At 51.1% G+C, this 11,694-nt stretch carries 11 protein-coding genes; 4 read left to right on the forward strand and 7 right to left on the reverse strand.

From position 1 onward, the window contains the following. Positions 1-4: 4 nt before the first annotated feature. From ABXS88_RS14745 to ABXS88_RS14765, 5 genes are all read right to left on the reverse strand, one after another. Complete coding sequence (locus ABXS88_RS14745) at positions 5-1,324, reverse strand: class I SAM-dependent methyltransferase (RefSeq protein ID WP_353672805.1); 1,320 nt, start codon at positions 1,322-1,324, stop codon at positions 5-7. A gap of 116 nt (positions 1,325-1,440) precedes the next feature. Further along, positions 1,441-3,189 (reverse strand): arginine--tRNA ligase, encoded by a 1,749-nt coding sequence (gene argS / locus ABXS88_RS14750; protein ID WP_353672806.1) that lies wholly within the window; start codon positions 3,187-3,189, stop codon positions 1,441-1,443. A gap of 151 nt (positions 3,190-3,340) precedes the next feature. After that, positions 3,341-4,969 carry a chaperonin GroEL gene (gene groL / locus ABXS88_RS14755; RefSeq protein ID WP_353672807.1) on the reverse strand — a complete coding sequence of 543 codons (1,629 nt, stop codon included), beginning with the start codon at positions 4,967-4,969 and terminating at the stop codon, positions 3,341-3,343. 74 nt (positions 4,970-5,043) lie between these two features. Continuing rightward, positions 5,044-5,355 carry a co-chaperone GroES gene (groES, locus tag ABXS88_RS14760; RefSeq protein WP_353672808.1) on the reverse strand — a complete coding sequence of 104 codons (312 nt, stop codon included), beginning with the start codon at positions 5,353-5,355 and terminating at the stop codon, positions 5,044-5,046. Between the two features lie 200 nt (positions 5,356-5,555). Then, entirely contained in the window at positions 5,556-5,816 is a 261-nt protein-coding gene (locus tag ABXS88_RS14765; protein ID WP_353672809.1) for a glutaredoxin family protein, read from the reverse strand. Positions 5,817-6,231: 415 nt separating this feature from the next. Between ABXS88_RS14765 and ABXS88_RS14770 the strand changes: the two genes are divergently transcribed. After that, the gene (locus ABXS88_RS14770) at positions 6,232-7,953 is read left to right on the forward strand and encodes an ABC-F family ATP-binding cassette domain-containing protein (protein ID WP_353672810.1); all 1,722 of its coding nucleotides are present in this window, start codon (positions 6,232-6,234) and stop codon (positions 7,951-7,953) included. Positions 7,954-7,976: 23 nt separating this feature from the next. Continuing rightward, complete coding sequence (gene dcd, locus ABXS88_RS14775) at positions 7,977-8,558, forward strand: dCTP deaminase (protein WP_353672811.1); 582 nt, start codon at positions 7,977-7,979, stop codon at positions 8,556-8,558. Here dcd and ABXS88_RS14780 read toward each other — a convergent pair. Together ABXS88_RS14780 and ABXS88_RS14785 are read right to left on the reverse strand one after the other, a co-directional pair. After that, positions 8,555-9,310: a Uma2 family endonuclease gene (locus ABXS88_RS14780; RefSeq protein WP_353672812.1), complete on the reverse strand. Its 756-nt coding sequence runs from the start codon at positions 9,308-9,310 to the stop codon at positions 8,555-8,557. The genes dcd and ABXS88_RS14780 overlap by 4 nt on opposite strands. Before the next feature lie 87 nt (positions 9,311-9,397). Further along, the gene (locus ABXS88_RS14785) at positions 9,398-9,727 is read right to left on the reverse strand and encodes an iron-sulfur cluster assembly accessory protein (protein WP_353672813.1); all 330 of its coding nucleotides are present in this window, start codon (positions 9,725-9,727) and stop codon (positions 9,398-9,400) included. A 121-nt stretch (positions 9,728-9,848) separates the two neighbouring features. Between ABXS88_RS14785 and crtD the strand changes: the two genes are divergently transcribed. Both crtD and ABXS88_RS14795 read left to right on the forward strand, forming a co-directional pair. Next, complete coding sequence (gene crtD / locus ABXS88_RS14790; protein WP_353672814.1) at positions 9,849-11,342, forward strand: C-3',4' desaturase CrtD; 1,494 nt, start codon at positions 9,849-9,851, stop codon at positions 11,340-11,342. Positions 11,343-11,415: 73 nt separating this feature from the next. After that, positions 11,416-11,694 (forward strand): YggT family protein, encoded by a 279-nt coding sequence (locus tag ABXS88_RS14795; RefSeq protein WP_353672815.1) that lies wholly within the window; start codon positions 11,416-11,418, stop codon positions 11,692-11,694.

Raw genomic sequence — 11,694 nt, forward strand, 5'->3', positions numbered from 1 at the left:
TTTCTTAGAGCCGTTCCAACAAGAGAATGCCCATCTGCTCCTGGGTTAACAGAGCCTGATAGACAATATCAGCGGTCTCGGCTAAGCTGACCGGTTCTAGGGTGACGGGATGTCGGGGCCGCACTTGCTGGTAGCGCTCAGCAAGGAAAGTAAGCGTCCGGGGGGCCTCTAGCAACGGCGCAAAAATAGCTGAGAGGAATGCCCGATCCAGCCAGAAGTCATTGAGCAAAAAAGGAACATAGGTTTTGAGATTAACGGGAGCCAGATAAGTCGTTGATAAAATTTCTTCTCGGAAATTAACTGTATTGAGTTGAGGATGGAGAAATACCCGCAAGCTCGGTTCATTTTCAAAAATTGGCAAGACTTGTTCCTGGGGAAAACTGCACCAAAAGTCGAGGAGTCGTTTGTTGGGCTGGATGAGTTCATAGAGACAGAGCTGGTCTTCGCGAGGCAAGTTGTCGAGGCCTATGGCCATAAAGGCCGGGAGATTATCCGGATCCTTGAAGAGTTCTGCTAAATCCCAGGCCCACCAGTCCACCATATCAACCAGTTGCAGGCCAGCTTCCGTCAAAAACGATAAAAGCTGGGGCAGGGTAAAGCCTTTATCATTTTGAAGTAAATAGTTCATTACAATTTCTTGACCCGTGACTTGACTGGCAGCACGATTACCCCAGGTTGTTGCTTTTAAGTGGACATTATCTTTAAGGTTGGTAAAAAATTCCCGGACAAGACCGATCTCGATTTCTCCTGGGTTTTCATCCATGAGTCCCATCTGCTGGAATAGGGCCTGGGCACGAAAAAAAGGTGTTCGTTCATAAGCATTATGGAGATTACTGTGAATAATCCCAGATGGCTTCAGCAACTTACCCATTTGCCTTAAGCCGAGGGTAATATCCGGTAGAAGATAAAGAATATCAGAAGCATTAATGTAATCAAACTGGATCCCTAACTGAGGTGTTTCTTCTAAGGAAATGAGATGATATTCAAGGTCATTAAAGCCATGATAACAAAGTCTTTGTTCAGCTATTTTTAAGGATTCGGGAGAAATATCTGTGGCGATAATTTTGGCACCGGGATTGGCTTCTGCTAAAGCTAGAGTAGTATAGCCAGTTCCACAGGCCAGGTCAAGAATATAATAACTACTCAAGTCTTTTATAACATGATGATCCCGCCGATAAAAAGCCGTTACTAGGCTACTTTTGTAGAGATGAAAGTGATCATTTTTAAGGGAATATTCAATGGGAGTATCAGGATAGGGACGACCTTCAAACTGCTGGAAGGTCTTTTCTAGATAACTTAAGTCAAACTGCTTGGCCTCTGACATCGCGGTTCTCCCAATGAGCAATACAGTAACATCCTATCGCTAGAACCATTACTGCAACATCTCAATTTACTACTAGATCTAGACTCTCAAGAGGACTGAAGGGAGCGACCTAATATTTACATTCGTTCTAACACCGGAATACCCAGGAGAGACAGGCCGAGTTTTAGAGTTCTGGCGGTCAAGTCACAGAGGGCCATGCGAGAGACCCGGAGGGATTCTTCGGCCTTTAACACCGGACAGTTTTCATAGAATTGATTAAACTTCTTGCTGAGATCGTACAAATAGTCACACAGGCGATTAGGTAGTAGCGTTTTTTCCACTTCCTGAATCACTTCACTTAACTGCAACAGGGCCTTGGCCAGTTGTTGTTCTGTCGGCTCTGGGAGACTCATGGAAATTGCTTCGGTTTCCTGCTGGAAGCTGACCTTCCCTTCCCTAGCAATACTTTGGATACGAGCGTAGGCATAGAGGAGATAGGGGGCCGTATTGCCCTGCAGGGCCAACATTTTGTCGTAGCTGAAGACGTAGTCACTGGTTCGGTTCTGGCTGAGGTCGGCGTACTTAACTGCCGCAATCCCTACGACCTGGGCCACTTGCTGGATAAATTCCGGTGTTTCCTGCCGTTCCTCCTGCATTAGACGATTTTCGAGATCCTGCCGGGCCCGTTGAACGGCTTCATCTAAGAGATCTTTGAGGCGGACGGTTTCTCCGGAGCGGGTTTTGAGTTTTTTACCGTCTTCCCCCTTCACCAGGCCAAAGGGAACGTGCTCGACTTGACTCGGGTCTGGGAGAATCCCCGCTCTTTGGGCCACTTGAAAAACCTGGGCAAAGTGGTTAGCCTGCCCTGCATCGGTAACGTAGATAATACGCTGGGCCTGGTCGGTTTCGAGGCGATATTTCAGGGCCGCCAAATCCGTTGTGGCGTAGTTATAGCCCCCATCGGACTTTTGAATAATCAGGGGCAGGGGTTGGCCCTCTTTGTTGCTAAAACCCTCTAGAAAGACACATTGGGCCCCGGCATCTTCCGTTAACAGGCCAACGCGGTCAAGTTCCGCCACAATTCCCGGCAGAAAAGGATTGTAGAAGGATTCCCCTCGCTCCGTCAGTCGAATGTCCAGAAGTTGGTAAATAACTTGAAATTCCCGCCGCGATTGCTCGCAGAGGAGTTGCCAGGCCTGGAGGCTATCGGGGTCTCCTCCCTGGAGTTTGACCACTGCCTGACGGGAGGCTTCTTTAAAGCTTTCATCTTCGTCAAAGCGGAGCTTGGCCTGTTTATAAAAGGCCACCAAGTCACCCAGATCAAGGACATCTGCCTGGATCAAGGCATCGGGATAGACTTCCTTGAGGTAGGTAATCAACATACCAAACTGTGTGCCCCAGTCCCCCACGTGGTTAAGCCGTAAAACTTCATAACCCCGAAATTCTAAGACTCGGGCTAAGCAGTCACCAATAATGGTCGAGCGGAGATGGCCCACATGCATTTCCTTGGCAATGTTGGGGCTGGAAAAATCAATAATTACCCGTGCGGGGATGGCTACCGGTGTTACCCCTAAGTGCGAGTCGGTCTGCAGGGCCTGGAGTTGTCGGGCCAAATAGTCTAGCTTGAGCCGCAGATTAATAAAACCCGGCCCAGCAATTTCTAGGGGTTCACAGATATCATCCACCTGAACCGTTGCCACAATTTGCTCCGCGATGGCCCGAGGCGACTGCCCCAAGGATTTTGCCAGGGGCAGGGCAATATTGCATTGGAAATCCCCAAATTTTGCTTGGGAAGCGGGAACAACGAGGGCCGGAGGGAGGGCCGGCCATTGTCCCGCCAGAGCCTGGGCAAAGCGTTGATTCAGTTGTTCCAGAATTGAGGGCATAACAGCGGGGCAACGATAGATTAAGAGAGGAAAATCCATTGTGCCATACTGGCCTGACCGCCTCCAAATGGTCGCCATTTCCCTGCAACGACAAAAAATCCCACGGGGAGCCGTGGGACGCAAAGAAATTTAGTTAATAGGTTAGTTAACCTTAGTAGTCGAAGTCACCGCCACCGGGAGCACCAGCCGGCGCTTTTTCTTTTTCGGGTTTATCAACCACGATACATTCAGTGGTCAATACCATGCCGGCGATAGAAGCGGCATTTTGCAGGGCCGAACGGGTCACTTTAGCGGGGTCAACAATACCGGCGGCAATCATGTCAACGTATTCGTTGTTGGCGGCGTTGAAACCGGTATTGAAGTCTTTTTCTTTGACGCGCTCGGAGATGACGGCACCGTTTTGGCCAGCATTTTCCGCAATCCGTTTCAGGGGAGCGGGCAGGGCCCGGGCCACGATCATGGCACCGGTCAACTCTTCATCTTTAAGGTTCTGGGTGGCCCAGGTTTCCAGTTGAGGAGCCAGGTGAGCCAAGGTCGTACCACCACCGGGAACAATCCCTTCTTCCACAGCGGCTTTGGTGGCGTTGATGGCATCTTCCAGACGCAGTTTGCGGTCTTTCATTTCGGTTTCGGTCGCGGCACCGACTTTGATGACGGCAACCCCACCGGCCAATTTAGCCAGACGCTCTTGCAGTTTTTCTTTGTCGTAGGAAGATTCAGTTTCTTCGATCTGACGACGGATCTGTTCGCAACGGGCTTTAACAGCGGTTTCGTTGCCTTCAGCCACAATGGTGGTGTTGTCCTTGGTGATGGTGATGCGGCGGGCTTTACCCAGACTTTCGATCTTGGTGCTTTCCAGTTTCAGACCGGCATCTTCGCTGATCATTTGACCACCGGTGAGGACGGCGATGTCTTCCAGCATTTGTTTGCGACGGTCGCCAAAGCCAGGGGCCTTAACCGCAGCCACGTTCAGGACACCGCGCAGACGGTTAACCACCAAGGTTGCCAGGGCCTCTTTTTCAATGTCTTCAGCGATGATCAGCAGGGGCTTGCCTTGGCGGGCCACTTGCTCCAGCACGGGAACCAGGTCTTGCACCAGGTTGATTTTCTTGTCGGTGATCAGGATAGCCGGATCTTCCATCACGGCTTCCATGCGCTCTGCGTCGGTGACGAAGTAGGGAGAGATGTAGCCTTTGTCAAAGCGCATCCCTTCGGTAATTTCCAGTTCGGTGGTCATGGATTTCCCTTCTTCGAGGGAGATAACGCCTTCTTTACCCACTTTGTCCATAGCGCTGGCAATCATTTGGCCGACTTCTTCGTCGTTACCAGCAGAGATAGCACCCACTTGGGCAATGGCTTTGGAATCTTCGACGGGTTTGGCATGGGCCTTGATCTGCTCGACTAGGAAGTCGGTGGCTCGGTCAATCCCGCGCTTGAGGGCAATGGGATTAGCGCCAGCGGCAACGTTGCGCAGACCTTCTTTGACAATGGCGTGGGCCAGAACCGTAGCCGTGGTGGTTCCATCCCCAGCGACATCATTGGTTTTGGAAGCGGCTTGACGGATCAAAGAAACACCAGTGTTTTCGATGTGGTCTTCGAGTTCGATCTCTTTGGCAATGGTGATCCCGTCATTGATGATTTGGGGCGCGCCAAATTTTTTCTCGAGTACCACGTTGCGACCTTTGGGGCCGAGGGTAACAGCAACGGCTTCTGCCAGGATATCAATACCCCGCTCTAGGGCACGACGAGCATCGTCATTGTAAATAATCGATTTAGCCATGGGAATTAGGACCTCTTATGGGACAACAGTGAAATGTAGAAAAATTCAGAGAAATTCAGTTAACAACACCGAAACTAGGCAACAGCGGCCAAGATATCTTTTTCGGTCAAGAGAACGTAGTCGTCACCGCCGAGTTTGATATCGGTACCGGCATACTTGGAATAGAGAACTTTATCGCCGACTTTCACTTCGACGGGAGAGTAGGTGCCATCATCATTGCGCTTGCCAGGGCCAACAGAAACCACTTCGCCCACCTGGGGTTTTTCTTTGGCGGTATCGGGCAGAAGAATGCCACCAGCGGTTTTTTCTTCGGAAGGACTCACTTTGACCAAAACGCGGTCAGCGAGAGGTTTGACGGTCGTAACGTTAATAGAAATAGCTGCCATGAATCATCCTCCTGATGAAGACTTAAAACAACTCGGCTTTGATGGAGAGTGAGGCATTAGCACTCTTGCCTCACGAGTGCTAATTTAGCCAATGGCAGACCCCTAATGCAACACCCATCTAAGTGTGGTTTCCCGAACTCAGGCTCAATTAGGCTTTCCAGAAAGTGTTTTAGCTGCTGGGCGTATCGAGGTCTAGCGGTTCAGGCAGTCGGGGGAAGTAAGGCTTGCAATTGTTTTTCTATCTGCGCGATGGAGGCTCGAGGGGAAAAGCGGGGCAGAGGTTGTTCCCCTTCGTTGACTTTGCGGCAAAGTACCGGAATTTCGTACTGAAAAGCTTCCCACCAGGCGGGATTCGTGGTGATGTCTCGGATTTCTACCTGCAGGCCGGCAATCTGGGCCAATTTTTCGGCCAGGCCCTCGCAGAGGTGACAGCCGGGCTTACTGTAAAGGATTAATTCCATGCAAAGCTTGGGTTAAAAGACTCAGTTGACGAAGGCCCTCGTTGGCGGGTCAGGGCGTGTTGAGATTATTTTCCCCTATCTGGAAGCTTGAGAGCTTTTTCCCGTCATTGATTTAAGGGCTTCCAACAAAAAAGCCTTTGGGAGTCTTGCCGTGTTTCGACCCCAAAGACTTTTATTTTACTCCTCACACACAAGTCGATTATACCAGCAATTTTGAAAAAGTCCAGCGTTTTTTCTCTAGGCTCCAGCATAATTATTTTTTTCTTAGACAGCGGCGGGGTATGCAGGCGCTGATGGACGAGAGTAGCGGTTTTTTCAGGGCCTTGGGCCTGCGAAAAACGTTGGGATTCCCTGGCCGTTTGAGGGCATTCGGGCCTAGACTGAGAAACGGTGACGCGCGTGAGTAAATATCCCCATGCTGAGATTGGAGCACATTCGTAAAATTTATCCCACTGGAGAAGTCCTCAAGGACATCAACTGGGAAGTCAAACCCGAAGAACGGGTGGGTCTAGTGGGCGTCAACGGGGCCGGTAAGTCCACCCAAATGCGGATCATTATGGGGGAAGTGGAACCGACGGAGGGGGAAATTATTCGCCCAGCGGGCCTGAAAATGGCCCATCTAACCCAGGAATTTGATGTGATGCCCAGTCGCACGGTGCGAGAAGAATTGTGGACGGTCTTTACCGAAGCGAACCAAGTCCATGAAGCAACGCTCCAACTCCATCACCAGATGGAAAGTGCCAACCCCGACGAACTGGATAAATTAATCCAAAAATTAGACCGCCTACAACGTCAGTTCGAGGCCCTGGACGGCTATCGCCTAGAATCCCAAATTGAGAAAATTCTGCCGGAAGTTGGCTTTGAGCCGGAGGATGGCGACCGCTTGGTCAGTTCCTTCAGTGGCGGTTGGCAGATGCGCATCAGTTTGGCCAAAATTCTATTGCAGGAACCGGATCTCCTGCTTCTGGATGAGCCGACCAACCATCTGGATCTTGAAACCATCGAATGGCTCGAAAATTATCTGCGGGGCCTGAAAACACCGATGGTGATCATTTCCCATGACCGAGAATTTCTCGACCGACTTTGTACCAAAATTGTGGAAACGGAACGGGGCGTCTCTACCACCTACCTCGGCAATTATTCCAGCTACCTGGCCCAAAAAGCCGAAAACCGAGCCGCCCTAGAAAGCACCTACGAGCGCCAGCAGAAGGAAATTGCCAAACAGCAGGCCTTTGTGGATCGCTTCCGCGCCAGTGCCACCCGCAGTACCCAGGCCAAAAGCCGCGAAAAACAACTGGACAAAATTGAACGGGTTGAGGCCCCCATCGGAGATGTGCGGACGCTGAAATTTCACTTTCCTCCTGCTCCCCGCAGTGGCGAAGAGGTGGCCCTAGTTCAAGACCTGTCCCATACCTACGGTGATAAAGTTCTGTTCCTAGGGGCCAACTTAGAAATTGAGCGGGGCGACCGGGTGGCCTTTCTCGGCCCCAATGGCTGTGGCAAATCCACAATCTTGAGAATGATCATGGGCCTGGAAACGCCGGAGGAGGGCCAGGTGAGTCTGGGCAAACACAATATTATTCCTGGCTATTTTGAGCAAAACCAGGCCGAGGCCCTGGATCTGGCCAAGACGGTGATGGAAACTATCCACGATGAAGTCCCCGACTGGAAAAATGAAGAGGTGCGGACTCTGCTCGGTCGCTTTCTCTTTACCGGAGATACGGTGTTTAAACCAGTTCAGGCCCTGAGTGGTGGTGAAAAGGCCCGTTTGGCCCTGGCTAAAATGCTCCTGACACCGGCTAATTTTTTAATTCTGGATGAGCCGACTAATCATTTAGATATTCCCGCCAAAGAAATGCTGGAAGAGGCCCTGAAAAGCTACGAAGGCACAGTGGCCATTGTCTCCCACGACCGTTATTTCATCTCCCAAGTGGCTAATAAAATCGTGGAAATTCGGGACGGGGAATTTAAGGTTTACCTTGGTGATTACCATTATTACCTGGATAAAATTGAAGCGGAAAAACAGGCAGAACGTCTCCGTTTAGAGGCGGAAAAACAGGCCCAGAAACAAGCCGAAAAACGAGCCAAGGAAGCCACTAAAAAAGCAGAGAAAAAGAAAAAAGCCAGTGTCAGCTAAGCAATTAAACGGAGTCTAGATTAATGATTAAAAATGACCTGTGGATCACAGGAATGGCTAGTCAGGGGATGATTGCCCCCTTTGAACCTCGACTGGTGCGTCGTGTAGAGAGCTTGCCGGTGATTTCTTTTGGCTTGAGCAGTTTTGGCTACGATATCCGCCTTTCTCCCAGTGATTTTCGCATTTTTCGCCATATTCCCGGCACGGTGGTCGATCCTAAAAATTTCAATGCTGAGAATTTAGAAGCCAGTAAGCTTCATCAAGATGAAAATGGCCAGTTTTTTATCTTGCCGGCCCATTCCTATGGACTGGGAGTGGCCCTGGAACGGCTAGAAATTCCCGACCACATTACGGTGTTGTGTATCGGCAAAAGTTCCTACGCCCGTATTGGTTTAATCGCCAATTTGACCCCTGCAGAGGCCGGTTGGCGGGGCCATCTAACCTTGGAATTTTCTAATTCCTCTAGCGCTGACTGTCGCATCTATGCCAACGAGGGCGTTGTACAGCTACTTTTCCTGGAAGGGGAGCCTTGCTCTATTAGCTATCACACTCGCGAAGGCAAATATCAGGATCAACCCGAAGCGGTAACCCTCGTGCGGGTTTAGTTCGGAGCGCTTTCCCCAGAAGACCAGCCCGCCTGACGCAATAACTCCCTTAAGCGCGCGTTTTCCAATTCGGCTTGTTCTGCTCGTTGCTGGGCCAGTTCGGCCTGTTGATCAGCTTGCTCGGCCCTTTGACGCTCCAAGATCATTTCCTGTTGCGCTTGGTCGGCCCGTTGCTGGGCCGCTTCCGCCTGTCGCGCCAATTCTATCGTGCTTAAAAAAGGGCGCCCATCCGGATAATAGACCTTCAACTCGGTCTCTGTTAACTCAAAACGGATGCTTAGGCGGGGGCTCGTCCAATTTTCCACTGCCTCAATCAGCCTTAACTCTCCCTCAACCCGTTCTAATCCTGTCAACTCATTGTAGTCGGGGTCATAAATGTAGTACTCCTCAACTTTATAATGCTCATAGAACTTTAACTTACGCGTCATTTCCTTAGTGGTATTGCCTGGGGATAAAACCTCAAACACCACCTGGGGCGGTTGATTATCTTCTAACCACTGCCGATACGAGCCCCTGTCTCCCTTGGGACGACCCAACACAACCATCGCATCCGGAGCAATCCGAATTTCAGGATGGCCTTCTACGGGATACCACAGCAAATCCCCTGCCACAAAGACATCGGGGTCATCGGCAAAAAGACATTCTAAATTTTCCTTGAGCAACACAATCCAACGAAATTGCTTGGTATTATCCGCCATGGGTTGTCCGTCACTGTCAGGATAAAGAATGTCACGCTCAAGGGCTACCGTCATGGCCTTAACTCCGGAGACTTGTCGATAGCCCGTATTCTAACAAACCTGTTCACGGCCAACTTAGGACAGTAGATTCAACACGAAACCTTAAGCATCCAACTGAAATGAAAGACTACAACTACAGGTCTTGCTAGCATTGGGATTGCTAAAGCGAAAACCTCCCCCCATCAGGTCTTCGGCGTAGTCAACTCGCAGGTTTTGTACATAATGAGCCACGGCTTCGGGGATCGCAATGGCAATACCCTCGCTCTCAAATTCTAGGTCGGTTTCCGCAAACTCATTGATGAGGTCTAGGGTATAGTACAAACCGGCACAGCCCCCCGCCTGGACGCCTAGACGAAAGGAACTTTTGTGTTGGCCTCGGCTCTGCTGGAGTCGCTTAATTTCTTGGGCTGCGGTTGGCGTTAGGTGAATCATAGGCAATCGTCACGATGGGCAATCCAGGTCTATTCTCCATCCTAAGCCCAAGGGTTTCTCGGCACTCATCCCTCTTTCTGGGGATAATGTAAAGAAATGTTAAGTATGTGAATAGCTGGGAATGACACAACGGGTTTTGGTAATTGGGGCCGGTATTGGGGGCCTAACTGCCGGGGCGCTACTGGCCCAACAGGGTTACGAGGTAAGGGTCTACGAACAGGCCGCCGTTGTTGGCGGTTGTGCCTCTAGTTTTCGGCGACGGGGCTTTATTTTTGATGTGGGGGCCACCCAGGTCGCGGGTCTGGAAATGGGGGGAATCCACCAGCGTATTTTCAGCCAGTTAGGCCTGCCCCTGCCTGAGGCAACGGACTGTGACCCGGCCTGTGCCGTCTTTTTACCCGGAGAAAGGGAACCGATCTCGGTTTGGCGAGATCCTGAGCGCTGGCGACAGGAACGACAACGACAATTTCCCGGTAGTGAACTTTTTTGGCAATTGCTCCAGTCCCTCTTCCAGGCCAGCTGGCGCTTTCAAAGCCGAGACCCCATCCTCCCTCCCCGCCATTTATGGGATGGACTGCAATTGCTTCAGGCCCTACGTCCCGATACCCTGATCACAGTGCCGTTTACCGGGATGACCGTCACCGATGCTCTGAAGCTCCTGGGCCTAGGGGCCGACCAGCGCCTCAAAACCTTTTTGGATCTCCAGCTAAAACTCTATTCCCAGGTGGGGGCCGATGAAACAGCGCTTCTCTACGCGGCGACGGCCCTAGCGGTTTCCCAGGCCCCCCAGGGCCTTTGCCATCTGCAGGGTAGTATGCAAGTTTTGGCCGATACACTGGTTACTGGCCTAGAAAAATACGGCGGCCAGCTTTATCGACGCCATCGTATTGACCGCATTCATCAGCAACAAGGCCGCGTGATTGGCCTGACTCTTACGGATTTAAAAACCGGAACCGTTCATCGGGAAGAGGCAGATCACATTATTGCCAACGTCCCAGCCCCAAACTTAATCGACCTTCTAGATCAACCTCCCCCAGGCTACCAACAACGTGTTAAGGCCCTTCCCCCGTCCTCCGGGGCCTTTGTTATTTATCTAGGAGTACAGGAGGCCGCTATTCCGGTTGATTGTCCTCCTCATTTGCAGTTTTTGTATGATGCCCAAGGCCCGATTGGCGAAAATAATTCCCTATTTGTCAGTGTGAGCAAGCCGGGGGATGGCCGCGCTCCCCTCGGCCAACGGACGATTGTGGCGTCCTCGTTTACTGATGTTGGCTCTTGGTGGACGGATTCTCCCCAGGCCTATGAGCAACTCAAGGCCCACTATACCCAAACGGCCCTGGTCCGCCTGAGTCAATACTTTGAACTTACGGAGGCCACGATTCTCCACCAGGAAGTCGCGACTCCTCGCACCTTCGAGCGCTTTACCCTACGGCAACATGGGATTGTGGGCGGAGTGGGCCAACGCCTGGCTACCTTTGGCCCTTTTGGCCTGGCCACCCGTTCACCGATTAAAAATCTCTGGCTGGCGGGGGATTCTGTTCACCCTGGAGAGGGGACGGCCGGCGTCAGCTATTCGGCCTGGAGCATTGTTCGACAAATCCTAGCGAGCGCCTAGCGCCAGATTGGCATCGCCAGGGCTTCAAGCTATGATGAGGATTAATTCCGACCGTCATTTTAGGGATATTTCTATGGATGCAACTGCACTTATTATTAATACACTGCTGAACTTCATTAACATTTATCTCTTACTCCTTTTTATTAGAATTTTGCTTTCCTGGTTCCAAACCGCCGAATGGGCCAACTCGGCGATGGGTTTTCTCAGCCCAATTACAGACCCCTACCTGAATATTTTCCGCTCCTTTATTCCGCCTCTAGGAGGCATCGATTTTTCACCGATTTTGGCGATTCTGGCTCTACAATTTCTGTCTTCGGCCCTCAGCCAATTTCCTGTTATGGCCGGTTTCTAG

Origin of the sequence: Synechocystis sp. LKSZ1 (assembly GCF_040436315.1) — a bacterium.
GTDB lineage: Bacteria > Cyanobacteriota > Cyanobacteriia > Cyanobacteriales > Microcystaceae > Synechocystis.